General features: G+C 69.0%; 17 protein-coding genes and 1 pseudogene. 10 read left to right on the top strand and 8 right to left on the bottom strand.

The features are described from left to right. Positions 1–11: 11 nt before the first annotated feature. The 3 genes from M8542_RS47960 to M8542_RS47950 form a co-directional block, all read right to left on the bottom strand. Positions 12–365, bottom strand: coding sequence for a hypothetical protein (locus tag M8542_RS47960; RefSeq protein WP_257927117.1), 354 nt, complete (start codon positions 363–365; stop codon positions 12–14). Between the two features lie 19 nt (positions 366–384). Further along, positions 385–789, bottom strand: coding sequence for a hypothetical protein (locus tag M8542_RS47955; RefSeq protein ID WP_257927116.1), 405 nt, complete (start codon positions 787–789; stop codon positions 385–387). Between the two features lie 73 nt (positions 790–862). Next, the gene (locus M8542_RS47950) at positions 863–1,033 is read right to left on the bottom strand and encodes a hypothetical protein (protein ID WP_257927115.1); all 171 of its coding nucleotides are present in this window, start codon (positions 1,031–1,033) and stop codon (positions 863–865) included. Positions 1,034–1,501: 468 nt separating this feature from the next. Here M8542_RS47950 and M8542_RS47945 point away from each other — a divergent pair, with 468 nt between their 5' ends. The 6 genes from M8542_RS47945 to M8542_RS47920 all read left to right on the top strand — a co-directional run bounded on the left by M8542_RS47945 (position 1,502) and on the right by M8542_RS47920 (position 8,069). Then, the gene (locus M8542_RS47945) at positions 1,502–2,716 is read left to right on the top strand and encodes a GGDEF domain-containing protein (protein ID WP_257927114.1); all 1,215 of its coding nucleotides are present in this window, start codon (positions 1,502–1,504) and stop codon (positions 2,714–2,716) included. Positions 2,717–2,729: 13 nt separating this feature from the next. Continuing rightward, positions 2,730–3,965, top strand: coding sequence for an MFS transporter (locus M8542_RS47940; RefSeq protein ID WP_257927113.1), 1,236 nt, complete (start codon positions 2,730–2,732; stop codon positions 3,963–3,965). A gap of 54 nt (positions 3,966–4,019) precedes the next feature. Beyond that, a complete protein-coding gene (locus M8542_RS47935) occupies positions 4,020–4,334 on the top strand; it encodes a trypco2 family protein (protein WP_257927112.1) in 315 nt (104 codons plus the stop codon). 18 nt (positions 4,335–4,352) lie between these two features. Further along, entirely contained in the window at positions 4,353–7,232 is a 2,880-nt protein-coding gene (locus tag M8542_RS47930) for a tetratricopeptide repeat protein (protein WP_257927110.1), read from the top strand. Between the two features lie 71 nt (positions 7,233–7,303). Continuing rightward, entirely contained in the window at positions 7,304–7,519 is a 216-nt protein-coding gene (locus tag M8542_RS47925; protein ID WP_257927109.1) for a hypothetical protein, read from the top strand. Between the two features lie 109 nt (positions 7,520–7,628). Next, positions 7,629–8,069 carry an SPW repeat domain-containing protein gene (locus tag M8542_RS47920; RefSeq protein WP_257927108.1) on the top strand — a complete coding sequence of 147 codons (441 nt, stop codon included), beginning with the start codon at positions 7,629–7,631 and terminating at the stop codon, positions 8,067–8,069. 18 nt (positions 8,070–8,087) lie between these two features. On the opposite strand, the gene M8542_RS47915 is transcribed toward M8542_RS47920, so the two are convergent. Next, positions 8,088–8,312 (bottom strand): hypothetical protein, encoded by a 225-nt coding sequence (locus M8542_RS47915; protein WP_257927107.1) that lies wholly within the window; start codon positions 8,310–8,312, stop codon positions 8,088–8,090. Between the two features lie 119 nt (positions 8,313–8,431). Beyond that, positions 8,432–8,749 (bottom strand): winged helix-turn-helix transcriptional regulator, encoded by a 318-nt coding sequence (locus tag M8542_RS47910; RefSeq protein WP_257927106.1) that lies wholly within the window; start codon positions 8,747–8,749, stop codon positions 8,432–8,434. A gap of 342 nt (positions 8,750–9,091) precedes the next feature. On the opposite strand from M8542_RS47910, the gene M8542_RS50525 reads away from it, so the two are divergent. The 3 genes and pseudogenes from M8542_RS50525 (at position 9,092) to M8542_RS47895 (ending at position 12,764) form a co-directional block, all read left to right on the top strand. Next, positions 9,092–9,937: a permease gene (locus tag M8542_RS50525; protein ID WP_257927105.1), complete on the top strand. Its 846-nt coding sequence runs from the start codon at positions 9,092–9,094 to the stop codon at positions 9,935–9,937. Then, positions 9,934–12,336 (top strand): annotated as a pseudogene (locus M8542_RS47900) (molybdopterin oxidoreductase family protein). Before M8542_RS50525 ends, M8542_RS47900 begins: the two are co-directional and overlap by 4 nt. Further along, complete coding sequence (locus tag M8542_RS47895; RefSeq protein WP_257927104.1) at positions 12,333–12,764, top strand: hypothetical protein; 432 nt, start codon at positions 12,333–12,335, stop codon at positions 12,762–12,764. The pseudogene M8542_RS47900 and the gene M8542_RS47895 overlap by 4 nt, the downstream one beginning before the upstream one ends. Before the next feature lie 130 nt (positions 12,765–12,894). On the opposite strand, the gene M8542_RS47890 is transcribed toward M8542_RS47895, so the two are convergent. Together M8542_RS47890 and M8542_RS47885 are read right to left on the bottom strand one after the other, a co-directional pair. Continuing rightward, positions 12,895–13,176 (bottom strand): hypothetical protein, encoded by a 282-nt coding sequence (locus M8542_RS47890; RefSeq protein ID WP_257927103.1) that lies wholly within the window; start codon positions 13,174–13,176, stop codon positions 12,895–12,897. Positions 13,177–13,671: 495 nt separating this feature from the next. After that, positions 13,672–14,214 carry a hypothetical protein gene (locus tag M8542_RS47885; RefSeq protein WP_257927102.1) on the bottom strand — a complete coding sequence of 181 codons (543 nt, stop codon included), beginning with the start codon at positions 14,212–14,214 and terminating at the stop codon, positions 13,672–13,674. Positions 14,215–14,254: 40 nt separating this feature from the next. On the opposite strand from M8542_RS47885, the gene M8542_RS50520 reads away from it, so the two are divergent. Continuing rightward, positions 14,255–14,665 (top strand): CHAT domain-containing protein, encoded by a 411-nt coding sequence (locus M8542_RS50520; RefSeq protein WP_308210344.1) that lies wholly within the window; start codon positions 14,255–14,257, stop codon positions 14,663–14,665. 283 nt (positions 14,666–14,948) lie between these two features. Here M8542_RS50520 and M8542_RS47875 read toward each other — a convergent pair whose 3' ends face one another. Continuing rightward, on the bottom strand, positions 14,949–15,719 hold the full coding sequence (locus tag M8542_RS47875; protein WP_257927100.1) for a hypothetical protein: 771 nt from the start codon (positions 15,717–15,719) through the stop codon (positions 14,949–14,951). Positions 15,720–15,808: the final 89 nt, after the last annotated feature.

Raw genomic sequence — 15,808 nt, 5'->3', positions numbered from 1 at the left:
TCGATCTCCGATCAGCGCAATGAGCGCAGAGCCGCGTCGAGGCAGTCTTCGGGGGTGCTGTTGAACGCGATGGCCGCGGCAGGGGCGTGCCGCCGGACCAGGTTGACGACCCGCTCGAAGAGCTCGAGCAAGGGTTCATGCGTTCGGATGCCCCCGCCGATCACCACGCAGTCGTAGTCGGTGACCGCCAGCGCCTTCGTGATGGCTTGTTCGGGGTGGTCGTCGAGCGTCACCAGGCAATAGTCGGCTTCGACGCGGTGATTTTCGAAGCGGGCCTGACCGCGGGCTATCGCCGCCTGCGCGGGTGCCGGATCCCAGCCCTCGAGCTTGGCGGGATCGAGACCGACGACCAGCACTCGTGTCATCGGCCGGACAATACGCCCGTCAGCCGAGTGCTTCCAGGATCGCGGTCAGGTCCGCGATGACGCGGCTCAGCTCCGTGCGCTCGTCGATCTGCTCCTCGCGTCGGTCGGAGCTCGGCTCCCGCGCGTGGGCGGAGAGCGCAGCAAGACGGGACCCCAGCTTCTGGTAGGCCAGCGATCGCGACATCCGGGGTTGCGTGGCCAGCCACGCGAGGTGCCACGCGATCACCGTCTGGGCGGCCGCCATGGCCACGGGCTGCGTCGTCGCTTCGTCGTGGACATAACGATCGACTTCCGCGGTCCACCAGCAGTGGTCGGCGAAACCTTCCGGGGGCGGGGTCGCCGCCATCACCTGCGCGAGCTCGTCGAGCTCGGCTCGCCGGCGGGCGAGCTCAGCGTGCGGGTCAGGGGTGGGCGCCTCCGTCATGTCCCACAGGGTGCACCGACCCGGCTCACCCCGCCCGGTGACTGAATCTCGAGGGTGACACCGCATTCGCCGATCAAACGGGACGGTCGTCGTTGAGCGCGGGACTCGCGGCGATGTCGCGGCGAAGGCCGGCGAGGTGTTCGGTGATTCGGCGTTGGAGGTCCGCTGCTGCTTCGGTGAGTGCGGCGAGCCCCGCCGTCTCGTCGTCACCGAGAGCAGCCGGCTCGTCCGTGGGGGAAGACATCCGTGAAGCCTTTCGCGCATACAACTCTGCGTGATGTCTCTGCCCAGGTCGCCGGTGCGCCAAACCTGACGGAAGTCGCACGATGGCGACGGGCGGGCCGCCCGGTCGAGGCGAGCCCGCCCGTCATCGTGTTTCCTGTGTTGGTCATCCATCACCAGTTCGTGTCGCGCATGGCGGGCTCCAATCTCGGGAGACGGGACAGGGGGTCGTGATCAGCGCACAGTCCAGTTGGTGTCGCGCACAGTGATCACCTCCTCCTCGACCGCAGCTACGTGTGCAGTGTGCAGCTAGGCCGATCAGGTGACGCGTGTGCGGCCCGCTCGCCGCCGCCTTTCGGGTCTGGTCGGGGTCGAGGCCGATCGGCTACCGTCATCGGTCGGTCACGGTGCGTCGGACCAGGTGGGGCGAATGCGAAAAGGCAGGGAGTGGGCTGTGCGGGCGATGCCCGCGCCGGTCCAACGCTATGTCGTGATTGTCGTGTTCGGTGCTTTGGCTGTCACGGCGGCGACCGCTTTCACGGTGCCGGTCCGGCTGGCCGACCTGGTGCGCGCGGCGGTTCTGGCCGCCGCGGCGGCGGCGCACATCGAGCTCACCCGGCACGCGGAGCGGCAGCGCGAGTACCTGCGCATCGAGGGTGCTCCTTACGTCGACCTGAAGAGCGTCTGGAGCTTCGCGGGGCTGATCGTCCTACCTCCCGCGCTCGCGTCGCTGATGGTGATCTGGACCTACGCGGTGGCGTGGTGGCGGATCTGGCCGTCCGGGCGCCCGGTGCCGTTGTATCGCTGGGTCTTTTCCGCGGCGACGGTGCTGATCGCGACCCAGGCGGCGGTGGCGGTTCTCGCCGCAGGCATGCACGCCTACCCGGGACCCCCGGCCGGCGTCCCGGTGCCGGGCCTGCTCGACGGCGTGGTCTTGGTCGCCGCCGGACTGCTGCGCTGGTTCATCAACACCGCGCTCGTTTACGTCGCGCTCGCGCTGTCGACGCCGGACATCACGGTGAAGCGGCTGTTCTCGAACGCGGGGGAGTACGTCCTCGAGGCCGGGGCGCTTTCGCTGGGCGTGCTGGCGGCTTTCCTGGTCGCCACCGCGCCGATCCTGCTCGCCGCGGTCGTCGTGGTCCTCGTCGCGCTGCACCGCGGGCTGCTGGTGTGGCAGTTCCAGCAGCAGTCGCGCCTCGACGCCAAGACCGCGCTCGCGTCACCTCGCTGGTGGACCCACGCCACCGAGAAGGTCCTGGGCACGGCGAGGCCGTTCGCGGTGCTGCTCCTGGACGTCGACCGGTTCAAGGCCATCAACGACACCCACGGCCATCCGGTCGGTGACCAGGTCCTGCGCGCGGTCGCCGACGCCATTCGCGGCGAAATCCGGCACGAAGACGTGGCGGGCCGCTGGGGCGGCGAAGAGTTCGTCATCACGCTGCCCGACGTCGCCGACGACCGGACCTTGCTGGCGATCGCCGACCGGATCCGGCATCGCATCGCCGGCCTCGACCTCACCGGGCTGGGTGGTCTCGCGGACGGGGTCGCACAGGTGACGGTTTCGATCGGCGCCGTGCGGTACCCGGCGCCCGGGCTGGAGAGCGTCGACGACCTGATCCGCGCCGCCGACGCCGCCCTCTACCGGGCCAAAGCCGCCGGACGCGACCAGGTCTGCCTGGCCGAGCCCGGCCCGGCCGCCCCCTGACGCGATAGCAGGCATGGCCTCGACCCCGCAGCGTCCGGCGACCTACCGCAGCGTCGTCGCGGTGCCGGAGTTTCGCCGGCTCTGGGCCGCCCATCTCCTGTCGATCGCGGGTGACCAGCTCGCGAGGGTGGCCTTGACCGTGCTGGTGTTCGACCGGACCCGGTCGGCCGGGCTCGCCGCCCTCACTTACGCGCTCACCTACTTGCCCGACCTGATCGGTGGCGCCGCCCTCGCCCACGTCGCCGATCGGTTCTCCCGTCGGGGTGTCCTGGTCGTCACCGATCTCGCCCGGGCTGCTCTGGTCGCGGCGATGGCGATCCCGGCGCTCCCCTTGTGGGTGCGGATCGTGCTGCTGGCCGCGGTCCAGCTGGCCGCGGCACCGTTCCAGGCGGCGCGGACGGCGGTCCTGCCCGACATCCTCGACAGCGACCGCCTGACCGTCGGGATCGGGATCATGCAAACCACCTACCAGGTGGGGCTCGCGGCCGGGTTCGGCGCCGGCGCGGCCGTCGTGGGCACACTCGGACCGGCGGGCGCGTTGCTGGTCGACGCCGCGACGTTCGTCCTGTCGGCGGCGGTGATCGGCACCGGTCTCGGCGCCCACCGGCCGCCAACGACAACGGCCCGGGGGCCAGGGCGGTGGGCGACGGTCACCAACGGCTGGCGGGTAGTCATCGCCGACCGGCGACTCCGAGCGCTGCTGGCGATCGCCTGCTGCTCGGGTTTCTATGTCGTGCCGGAAGGGCTGGCAGTTCCGTACGCGGCCCAGCTGGGTGCGGGCACTGCCGCGGTCGGCTGGCTGCTCGCCGCGAATCCCGTCGGAACGGTGCTGGGGCTGACCGTCCTCCGCGCCGTCGCACCCGAGCGACGGCTTCGCCGGCTCGGGCTGCTCGTCGTCGCCACCAGCGCGGTACTGCTGCCGACGGGCTGGGAGCCCGCTCTGCCGATCAGTGTGGTGCTGTGGACGGTCTCCGGCGCTCTGTCGGCCCACGACATGGTCACCAACGCGGCGTACGTCGCTGCGGCGCCCCAGAAGCATCGCGGGCAGGCCATCGGCCTGGCGATCGCCGCGCTTCGCGCCTCCCAGGGTGTGGCGATCGTCGCCACCGGGCTGCTCGCCCAGCTGTGGGGGCCGGCGGCGGTCATCACGCTCGCCGCCGCGGGCGGAGTGGGCGGTGGCGTGGCAGCGGCGGTCATGTGGCGCCGGGCGAGCCGCGACGACGTGGCCGAGGATTTTCCGGGGCGCTGATGGTGTAGCACGGCGAGCCGGTCGGCCGACTGGGTAGGCATGGAAATTGAGCTGGTGGATGCCGTCGCCTCGGTGCGCGACGAGCTGATCGAAGCGGCTACGCAGAGCACCGGAGCCGGCGTCGAGTTCCTCGTCGGCCCGGTCGAACTCGAGTTCGCGGTGGAACTGCGAAAGGACGTCAAGGGGAAGGCCGGGTTCAAGGCCTGGGTCGTGTCCGCCGGGGTGGAAGGCGGGGTGACACACGGACGCACACACAAGGTCAAGGTGACCCTGACCCCGCGCCGGCCCGGTGGCGGTGACCTCCTGGTCTCCGGCGATCAGGATCGGCCGGCCGGACCTGGCGACTTGACGGCGCACGTCGGCCGCTGAGCCTGAGGAGGCCCCGAGGTGGCGTGGGAGCGGGTGGCGGCGGTAACCGGGCGAGGCGGCCCCGGTTCCGGGTACGTGGTGGGGCCTCGCCTGGTGCTCACGTCGGCGCACGTCGTCTCGGCCGGGGGAGCTCAGGTCACCGTCTTCCGCCCCGGGCGCACGGGTTCGTTCACCGCACACGTCCTCTGGTGCGGGACAGCGGGAGGCCGAGATGACGCGGCTCTGGTCCTCGTCGATGACCTCGCCTGGCCGGAGAACCTCCCCGGCGCGGTGCGTTGGGGGCGATCGATCACCCATCGGCCGGGGATCGAGTGCGAGTGCTGGGGCGTGCCCAACACCGTCCAACGCCCGAACCGCCCCATCGACGTCGAGCAACTGACGGGGACGCTCAATCCTGGCGACCGCCTGGTCACAGATCGCTACGTGATGAGGCTGGACGGTCATCCGCCCGAGGGAGACTGCCCGTGGGGTGGTCTGTCCGGCGCGGCTATGTTCTGCGACGACCTCCTGACGGCGGTCATCGCCGCCGAGCCGGGTGGCCGGGCACATGCCGTGCTCGAGGCCGTGCCGGTCTCGTTGCTGTTGCGTGACCCCGGATTCGCCGCGGTGGTCCAGGCTCATGGCGGCGATGTCGGCACCCGATGTGAGGCAATCGAGCTGCAGGGGATAGCGGATCCGCTCTCCAGGTCGCCGGGCCGAGCGGCGAACACGTCACCGGCCGGACTGTTGGCGGCACGGCGCGCGGTGGTCCCGTTCCACGGCCGGGAAGCGCTGTTGCGTGAGCTCGACGATTGGGTGGCGCGGCCCGGTGTCGGGGCGTGGCTGGCGCACGGTCCTGGCGGACAGGGCAAGACCCGGCTCGCTCACCACTTCGCCAACCGTGTCGGCCGGCAGGGCTGGGCCGTGCTCTGGCTCGAAGCCGACGCATCGGCCCGCGCATTGGGTGTCCTGCGGGACACGCGGGTTCCGGTGCTGGTGGTGTGTGACTATGCCGAAGGGCGCGCAGACCAGCTGAACGCGCTGGCTCAGGTGTTGCTCACCCGCGCGTCCGACGTTCCGGTGAAGGTTCTGATGCTCGCGCGCACGGCCTCGTCGTGGTGGCAGCAGCTGCCGGTCGCGGGTGAGCTTGCCGCGGACTTCGTGGACCTGGCTCGCGTGACCGAGGTGCCGGTTCTGGACGGCACACGCAAGAGCCGGCTGGGTAGCTATCGCGCGGCGGTACAGGCTTTTGCGGCGGCCATCGGCGAAACGGCGTGGACTGCCGCGGCGGCCTCACTGATCAACCGCCCCGAACGTCGGATGAGCGGCGATTCGGTGCTGGCGGTGCAGATGACGGCACTCGCGGACCTCCTGGACGCCACGACGAGCTCTTCGCCGCCACCCGACTCCGGCCGCGGCCTCGAAGACCGGTTGCTCGACCACGAGCGCCGGCACTGGCTCACCACCGCTCGCACCGCCGGGCTGCCGGCCCTGCCCGCGGCAATACTCGACGAGGTCGTGACGGCTGCGACCGTACTGGGTCCCGTCGCGGTCGACCGGCTGGATGGCGTGCTGGCTCGCGTGCCGGCGATCCGCGAGCTGTCCGCCACGGAGACTCGCGCAGTTCGGGAGTGGCTGCTGCAGATCTATCCCGTGGCGCAACCTCGGGTGTTCACGGGCCTGGTACCGGACCGGCTGACCGAAAGGCTCGTCGGCCGGGTGATGCTCGACTCCGCTCGCGCGAGTGTCGTCGACGCGCTCGCCGGATCCGCCCGCGAAGCCGACGCCGAGCGTCTGTTGACTGTGGTGGCACGCGCGGCATCGCATGCTGTTTTCGGTCAGCACGTTGCCGACGAACTGACCGCGCTCTGCGGCCGGCATCGTCATGTCCTCGCCGCGGCGATCTCCGTCGCTCCCCGAGTGGAGGATCCCGCGCCACTGGTGCGTGCCCTCGAGGCGCTTGCCGCGGACGGGAACGCCGGAATCGAAACCCTGCGAGATCTGGTGCGTCGGATCCCGACCCGATCCGGCCCGCTGGCGGAGACCGCGGCGATGATGGAGTCGGCATTGGTCGGCAAGATCCGGCGGATCCTTCCGCGTAGTACGCTCAGCCCCAACCTGTCCCTGCGCTTGAACAACCTCTCGATGCGGCTGGCCATCCTGGGACGGCACAAGGAAAGCCTGGCCGCAATAGTCGAGGCGACGAACATCAGGCGCCAGTTGGTCACCCAGCTTCCGGGTCCCTACCTGCGGGACCTGGCGGACGGTCTCACTGTCCACTCCGTAGTTCTGGGCCGTTTGCAGAGGTACGAAGAAGGTTTGGTCGTGAGTGTGGAGGCGACGCAGATCTATCGACAGTTGTTCGGTCGTCGAGCGGTAGCGCCTCCGTTGGCCCACGGCCTGAGCACGATGGCCGAGCATCTCTACCGCCTTCGAAGACCTCAAGAAGCGTTGGAAGCAATCGGTGAAGCCGTCGCGATCTACCGCGTGGCCGTCGCTGTGTGGCCCATGCACTCGCGTGACCTCGCAACGAGCTTGGTCAAGCATTCGCAATGCCTTGCGGCGCTGTCCCAGCATGAAGATGCCATCGCTGCCGCCACGGAGGCTGTGCAAGTCAGCCGAGAGTTCGAGAAGCGCGAACCAGACGCTGCGATGGTCGTCCTGGCCGGCAGTTTGACCCAGCAATGGCGCCTCCTTGAGGGTTTGGGCCGACGGCGTGAAGCACTGGCGGCGATCACCGAGGCTGCGTCGATCTATGCTCGGCTGGTCGACGGCCGACCAGCACTCTTCCTGCCTGTCTTGGCTCGCGCCATCAGACGGCAGCGGAAGATCGCACTGGCTTTGGGACGGCACCGGGAGGCGATGGCGGCCATGGAAATCTTGGAGGGGGCCAGCCGGAAGGTGACGGGGAACGCCTGAGCTCCCGTCCTCGTGCCTGGGCCCACCTCTCATCATTTCGAGTGATACGGCGTGCGCCTCGCGTGACTGCAGTGTCCGAAGTGGATGTGAGTATCTGTGAACAGTCCGCCGGCCGGCGAAACGAAACAGCCGAGAGCGCCGGTCTGATCGGCGCGGCGATCGACAACCTCGTCGAGCTGGGGGTGACGGAGGAGAAGGCCGTGTCCGGCCTCGTCACGCTCGCCCGTGCCGAACACGACTGTTTCCTCCGGGCAGCGGCGCGGATCCTGGCCGGTCGGCTCGGCTGACAGCGCCGGCACCGAGTCCGTGCCCGCTGGCGTGCGCCTGCGTTTGCCTCATCCGTGGCCGGGTAGCCGCCAAGGTCAGGTCGCGTGGAACCGGAAGGAGCTGGTTGCCATGGAACGGGCCGCTTCGAAGATCTCGACCAACGACCGCCTTCTGCGCGAGGAACGTCTGCCCGCTGCGGTGGTGCTCGTCGTTGGTGTCTGGTTGGTCATCGCGCCGTTCGCGCTCGACTACAGCCGGACGTTCGCCGGGATCGGCGGGTACTGGAACGACATCGTGTCCGGCACCATCGTGACCCTCGTGGCGCTCTGTTGTTTTATCGCGCCCCGGGTGGCGTCATGGCTGGGGCTGATCGACGTCGCCGCCGGCTTCTGGCTGATCGTGGCACCGTTCGTCCTCGGCTATCCGGCGTCCGGGCATCGGGACTTTGCCCGCGCGAACGACGTCTTCGCCGGCATCGTGATCGCGCTCTTCTCGGTGATCAGTGTGGTCGTTTCCCATCGTCGCCGGCGGGACGGGGCCTACCGATCAGTGAGTCGTGGAAGGCCATGACCGCGAAGGCGGCTGTGGTCAGTGCGGGGCGGCTGTGAACCGATTTCGGCCCACCCAGCCGATCGCCCGCCTGATCGAGTCGCGGCTCCCGGTCAACCGGATCCCGCCGTCCTCGACCGCCTCGCGCCAGGACAGATGACCGAGCCACACCCCGGCCAGCGCCGACAGCGTGCAGTCGATCCCGACCGCCGCGGACAGCCGCGGATCCGCGGCCGTGGCGAAAACCCCGTCGGGACTGAACACGAGCCACCACCACCGCGGGGGCGGTGTTTCGCTGAACCGCAGGTGCACGGCCACTCGTTCGGCAGGCAACAGGGCGTGGTCGACGTTTCGGCAGATGCCGAGCAACAGCAGCTGCGGCTTCAGATCGGCACTCCTGGGCGGGGCAGCCAGCGGCGGCTCCACTGGCCCAGCCGTTCGAGCACCAGTGCGAGTTCCCGCCCCGCAGGAGTCAAGTCGAACCGCGTGCGGCCCCCTGTCGCACTGCGGACCACCACGCCGGCCTCGACCAGCTGCTTGAGGCGCTTGGTCAGCAGCGCGGGGGACATCTCCGGTACGCCCAGGGCGATTTGGCTCGCCGTGGTGCTGCCGTGCAGCAGCTCGCGGACCACGAGCACGGTCCAGGACTGGCCGATCACCTCCGCGCCGGAGGCCACCGGACAGTGCTGCCGATACCGCATGCTGCTCCTCGGACGCCGGGATGTCCATTTTGGCGGCTTCAGTGGCGATCGAACCTGACGACTGCCTGACGTTTTCAGCACTCCACCCGAGGCTTCACCGACGGCGCCGGCGGCAACCTCTCCTGCGACCGCGACGGCAGCGTGGGAGGACGTCGTGAGCGCAGAGGCCGCAAGAACTTCCCGACGGGCGGTCGCGGGCATCGGGATCTTCGTGCTGGTGGTCGTGGGCGCGCTCGGCTGGGCGAAGTGGTGACCCTATGCCGGGAAGGTGTCAGACGCCCTGACCACGGGGAAGTTCGCCGGCCCGGCATCGCTGCCGCTGAAGTCAGCGCCGGCACCCTCGTGGCACGCGGCGTGGTCGTTCACCACGGGCTACTTCGGCTCCGATGGGTCGCGCTCGTCGCGGCGCTCGTGATCGCGGCCGCGATGGAAGCACTCGTCCCGCAAGCGTGGGTTCAGCGCGCATTCGCGGCAGGCCGTGGCGCATGGACGGGCGGCGCGCTGGCTCTGCCGTCGATGATGTGCACCTGCTGCACCGCCCCGATCGCGGCGTCCCCCGGCGCTGTGGCGTGCCGCCTGGCCCCGCGCTGGCCTATTGGGTCGGAAAATCCGGCGCTGAACCCCGCGGTGCTCGTGTTCCTGGCCGTTCTGCTGCCGTGGCCTTGGGTGACGGTACGCGTCGTCGCCGGCGTGGTTCTCGTGTTCGTCGTCGTTCCGCTGGTCGCTCGTCTCGGAGCCGCGGATGCCGGTCCGGTCGAAGCCGCGCCGGAGCGGCGGCAGGGGCCGGCGTCGGTCATCGGTCGCTTCGCACGCCGGCTCGGCATCCTGGCCGTCACGCTGGTTCCCGAGTACTTCGTCGTGGTAATGGCAGTCGGCGCGGCCAAGCCGTGGTTCTCCCACGGCACGGCCGGCCCCGGACCGCTGATCCTGCTGCCGGCGGTGCTGGGTGCGTTGTTCGTCGTGCCGACCGCCGGCGAGGTGCCGATCGTGCTTGCTCTGCTCGCGGCGGGCGCGGAGACGGGACCGGCTGGGGCGTTGCTGGTGACGCTCCCCGCGCTCAGCCTGCCCTCCCTGGTCATGGTCGGCCGTTCGTTCCCGAAGCGGGTCCTGGTGGCGCTGTTCGCCGCGGTGGTGGTGCTCGGGATCCTGTGTGGCGGGTTGCTCGCCATGCTGACTTCACGACCATGAGCCAACAGTTTCACCGGCGAACGTCGGCGTTTCCACCACCCGCTCCGGGGTATCCGCCACACGCGTTCACAACCAGGAGGTTCGACTTGCCGAAGCGAGACGGAATCAGGCGACCGTGGGGAACGCGTACCCCGTACAGCGCCGGCGAGACATGGCCGGCGAGGGTGGACCACCACCTCGTCGACGGAGTGCGGCCCCAGGACGTCGACCGGTGGGTTCGCAGTGCCGCCGTGTTGCATTCGAACGGCGACGGCTTGGACATCGCTGTCAAGGACGGCTCGATCGTGGGAGTGCGTGGCCGGGCCGACGACCGGGTGAACCGCGGCCGGCTCGACCCGAAGGATCTGTTCGGCTGGCAAGCCAACTCTTCTCCCGATCGGCTGACCACGCCGCTGGTTCGCCAGGACGGCGAGCTGGTCGAGGCGAGCTGGGAGGAGGCCATGGGCCGGGTCGTCGCGCACAGCAAGGAGCTGCTGGACACGCAGGGACCGAGCGCGATCGGCTTCTACACCAGCGGGCAGCTGTTCGCCGAGGAGTACTACACGCTCGCGGCGATCGCGCGCGCCGGCATCGGCACGAACCACCTGGACGGCAACACCCGGCTCTGCACCGCGACCGCCGCCGCCGCGCTCAAAGAAACTTTCGGCTGCGACGGCCAACCGGCGTCCTACACAGACGTCGACCACGCCGACGTCATCGCCCTCTTCGGGCACAACGTCGCCGAAACCCAGGCCGTCCTGTGGTCGCGCATCCTCGACCGGCTCGAGGGGCCGAACCCACCCGCGTTGCTGTGCGTCGACCCGCGCGAGACGCCGGTCGCCCGCGCCGCGACCCTGCACCTGGCGCCGCTGCCGGGGACGAACCTCGCGCTGATGAACGGCCTGCTGCACGAGATCATCGAGCACGACTGGGTCGACCACGACTACGTCGAGCGGTGCACGGTCGGCTACGGCGACCTGCAGACGATGGTTGCCGATTACCCGCCCGAGCGGGTCGCGGCGATCTGCGGACTCTCCGAACGCGAGATCCGGGCCGCCGCCGAGCTGCTCGGATCTGCCGGGCGCCTGCTGTGCACGGTGCTGCAGGGCTTCTACCAGTCTCATCAGGCCGGTGCCGCCTCGGTTCAGGTCAACAACCTCAACCTCGTGCGCGGCATGCTCGGCAAGCCCGGTGCGGGAGTGCTGCAGATGAACGGCCAGCCGACCGCGGAGAACACGCGTGAGTGCGGTGCGGACGGTGACCTGACCGGATTTCGCAACTGGGCCAACGACTCCCACGTGAGCGAGCTCGCCGAGCTGTGGAACGTCGACCAGAGCAAGATCCCGCACTACGGGCCGCCGACGCACTTGATGCAGATGCTGCGCTACGCCGAGAACGGCACGCTGCGGTTCCTGTGGGTGTCGGCGACCAATCCCGCCGTGTCGTTGCCGGAACTGCGTCGGATCCGCTCGATCCTCGGCCAGGACCGCCTGTTCCTCGTCGTCCAGGACGCCTTCCGCACCGAAACCGCCGAACTCGCCGACGTCGTGCTCCCGGCGGCGATCTGGGGCGAGAAGACCGGCACGTTCACCAACGCCGACCGCACCGTGCACCTGTCGGACAAGGCGGTCGAACCACCCGGCGAGGCGCGGCCGGATCTCGACATCCTGCTCGACTACGCCCGCCGGATGGACTTCCGCGACAAGGACGGCGCACCGCTCCCGCAGTGGCACGACGCCGAGTCCGCGTTCGAAGCGTGGAAACGCGCTTCGGCCGGGCGGCCGTGCGACTACACCGGTCTCAGCTACGCGAAACTCCGCGTGACCAGCGGTATCCAGTGGCCGTGCGACGAGGACCACCCGGACGGCGCCGAGCGGCTCTACACCGACGGCAAGTTCTTCGCACAACCCGACTACTGCGAAAGCTACGGTCGTGATCTGATCACCGGCGCGCCGATGGAACCGGTCGAGTACCGGGCGATGAACCCGGACGGACCATCTTCCACTTCCACACCCGGACCAAGACCGCTCGCGCACCGCAGCTGCAGGCGGCGGCCCCGGAGTCCTGGGTCGAGGTGTCCGACGTCGACGCGAAACGCCTCGACCTCCACGAAGGCGGCTGGGCGGAGGTCAGCACCCCTCGCGGGAGCGTGCATGCCCGCATCCGGGTGGGCGGCGTCCGGGAGGGTGTGCTGTTCCTGCCGTTCCACTACGGCTACTTCGACACCGGCGACCCCGCAGGCGAGTGCGGCGAACGAGCTCACGCTGACTGACTGGGACCCGGTGTCGAAGCAACCGTTGTTCAAAAACGCCGCGGCGGCGATCCGCCGGGCTGAGCCCGGTCGGACGACAGCGATCGCCGGGGAAGAAACCGCGACCGACGTCGGAGAGGACTTCGGGACGAAGGAGAGCCGGCGATGAAGCTCGGGTTGGCCATCCGTGAACTGCACCGGTCGGAAACCGCCCTCGCGAAGGACTTGGTCAAGGTGGCCGACCGGCACGTCGTCGAGCACGAGGTCCACCACGTGGCTCACGACCTCGCGCGCTGGTCTCGGGCCCACATCCGTGACCTCGCCGACGCGGCTCGCGCGTACGACGTGCGCCTGTCCGGCGACGCACCGACGTCGTCCGGGACCGTGGCGGCGTTGCGGACGACGATGTCCGAGCTGAGTGGCCGCCGGCCAGAACCCGGCTTGGTGCTCCTCGCCGACCTGCGGCGGCTGCACCGCAAGACAACACGTGATCCAGCCGTCGTCGACGCCGCGCTACGTCGGGCCTGGAACGCGTGCGCCGGTGTGCCCTGCTCGAAGTGTGGAGTCCCAGCCTGGCAGTGCTGCCGCGCGGCGTGAAGGGGTCAGTGGGCGACCTGTTCGCGTTACTGGTCACCGTCGCCGGTGCGGTCTGGCTCGTCGTTTGGGCGAGCCGACGAGGATCAGCGGCAGTCCACCTGCGACACAGTGCTACGCACCGCAGCAGGGTTCACCCGCCATAGCCAGCCTTGGATATCCAGTGTTCGCCGCTGTCGAGTTCGACATCGCCGATCACGATCGAGCCGTGAATTTGAACAAAGTCCGACCCGGTCATGCCGGCCATGGAGATGTAGATTACGCCGGCGTAAGTCGAGTAGTTTCCGACATCGGAGAACACAGTTTGCCAGTCAGGGCGTCCGAGGTTGACACCCAATAGGTGCGATCCAGGAATGGTGTCGGACATCCTCGCGCAGACGGTGTTGCCTGCCGGATCCCACCAAGCTTCGAGCATGGTGTTCACATCTTTCGATACATGTACGGCTACCTTTCGGATCCCCTTACACTCGGCCGAGAACGGGCCGGCGAATCCGGGCGGCGCAGCTGAGGCAGTATCCGCCCCGGTGAGCAAGGCAACTGCCAAAGTGCCACCGACAGTGGTAATGGACGCGAGCCGCTTTGCGAGGCTGCTGTACCTTCTGGATGACAAGACAAACGCTCCTCGTCGTGAAGTTGCTGTAAAGGCTGTCAACCCGGTTCACTACTGATCGGGAGGATGGTTTACCGACCTGCCCTGAATTCACCCCATCGGCGTAGTGGCGGTGCCGGAACGCTCGAGTCGCGATTCGGTGAGGTGTTCTCGGTCAAGAAAATCATCCTGTGGGCTGCCGGGCGGTCCAGTGTCGCTGCGACAAACCGATGGTCCGCAAGTAACCGCGTCCGACAAGGCGGCGAGGTGGCCAGGAGATCCTCCGGGCCACTTCGCCGAAGTCCGGCTGCCGAAGCCGATTCAGGACACCTCGTCGCGTTCGGCAAGCCGTTCCAGCACCCGCGGGGCGAGTTCAGCCGGCGTGAGCCGGTAATCCCGCCAACGGTCCCGGGCATTGGGCTTGAGTGACGCATAAAACCGCAGTCTGCCCCGGCTGTTCGGCGGCCCGGCTTGCGCGGCGTAGTCCTCGCTCGGCACCAGCCAGGCGGTTGTCAACCGCGCTTCGGTCACGTCGACCGCGACGAACAGAAGATCCAGGTCGGCTCGCGGCCGGAAGGTCTGCGAGCGGACGAACGCCACGAACGACCCGGCCCGCACCCGCTTGCTGTCGGACATCCGCGCCTTGACTTGAACAGCCAGCGTGGCCGAGCTGCCGCGCCGGTTGAAGACCAGGTCCACGCCCTCGTCGTCCACCAACGAGGTGGAGACGTTCAGCTCCCCACGAGAGGCCAGAATGCACGCGGCGGCCACGAGGTACTCCACGGCCTTGCCCATGCGCCCCGCGGACGGCGACTTGTCCAAGTAGTCGCCGGCGTCCTCGACATCATCGTCCGGCACGCTCACACGGCACCTCCAAGTACTTCGAACAGCCATATTCCCTGCAATGGCTCAAAGGTACCTACGCCGTCCTGCTCGACGTCCGATTGCGGTCTTGCCATCTCCAGTCGCTCATGGACGCTGGCGGAGTCAGCTTCAGGGCATCGGCGCACAACCACGTCGGCGAACCATCGCACGAGCTGGACGTCACGGCATGCCGACGGCGACAGGATCGTTGCCGCGATTCAGGCAGCCGCGTCGGCCACAGCTGGCCGGCTTCCGGCACGTCGTCGCCAGTCTCTGGCCGCTGTCCGACCGGATCGCCGCCGACGCCGCGCGCGCTTTCTACCGCCTGTTGCCTGGCAGGACCGGAGCGGATGGTGCCGCCGAGGCGCTGCGAGCCGTGTCGCTGGGCCTTCGAGGCGTCTACCCCGACCGGCCCGATTCTTGGGCCTCGCTCGTGCACAGCGACCCCTGACCCGGATCGAGCACGGCGGCACGCGCGGCGAGTTCCCAATGCAGCCGGTTCAGGGTGCTCGGAGGTCCCGGTCGAAGTGTCGTCGGCGCGGTCCGTCGTCCGCGTGACAAGACAGTCGGGCGGTAGGGGAGTTCAGGCGGCCGAAACGCCGCCGTGGCCGGTTTCCTGGTTCACCGGCCAGGTGCTCAGCGATGCGGCGTTGCAAGTCGGCCGCGGCGGAACCACCGAGCTGGCTGACCAGGCTGGCACCGCACGGAAACCTGACGCCGGACGGGAGGAAGCGTTACCTCTGGCCGTTGAATCGAGTCAGAACGTCATCGACCGCTATTCCAAGGTGGTTCTGAATGTCTTCGTAAACGAGCTGGGTCAGGTCGCCCGGTCTTGACTGCTCGTACACCATGACACCCGGGGACGCCCCGGTGGCCTGGAACCGGCAGGGGATGTCGCCCTTGGCCAGGTCGAGGACGTACGCATCAACGGTCACGCTGCCGGACGGCCTCGGGGTGGCCGGTTCATACCGCACCGTGCGGACGGCGACCAGGTACCGCACGCCGAGGCCGGCGTCGAGCAGCAGCTTGAGCCGGGTCGGCTGATCTTGTGCATTCACCATGGCCGCAGACCCGCTATAGCCGAGGAAGTTCGCCAGCTCACCGGGCGACATGGAGGAAGACAGGCGACTGACCCCGAGCCCGTGCGTGAGATAGCCGGGCGTCACGGAGAACCTGGTGTAGTCGGCAGGGGACGCTTCGGCACGGAGCGCCTCCTCCGGTGTAGCCAGCTGATCCGCCATGACGAGCTCGGTGTTGCCCGGATCACCCAACCTCGCGCCCCCGGCGAGGTCGAAGGCCGGCGCCACCTGTCGATCACAAACCGGGGCGGTCGGACTCGCCTCGGGCACACGCGAGGCGAAACCGTCGAGGACGCCTCGCACCGCTTCGTACCGCGGCTGATACTCCCGCAAGAGGTTGCCGGTGGCGCTGGTGTCATTCCCATCGTCGGTGTCGCACCCTGTCAGCAGGACAGCGAGACTGATCGCCGCCATCGCCGCCGTCAAGATCTGCCTGCCTTGAGCCACTTGTCCGTGCTCCCCCGCGGAGTCCGCATCGCCCTGATGCTGTGGCAGGGTCGCGTCTGAAGGCTGGG

Source organism: Amycolatopsis iheyensis, from assembly GCF_024703995.1.
In the GTDB taxonomy this organism is placed as follows: Bacteria; Actinomycetota; Actinomycetes; order Mycobacteriales; family Pseudonocardiaceae; genus Amycolatopsis; species Amycolatopsis iheyensis.
The sequence above is the reverse complement of the archived record's forward strand: the minus strand, read 5'-3'. Positions and strand labels throughout refer to the sequence as shown.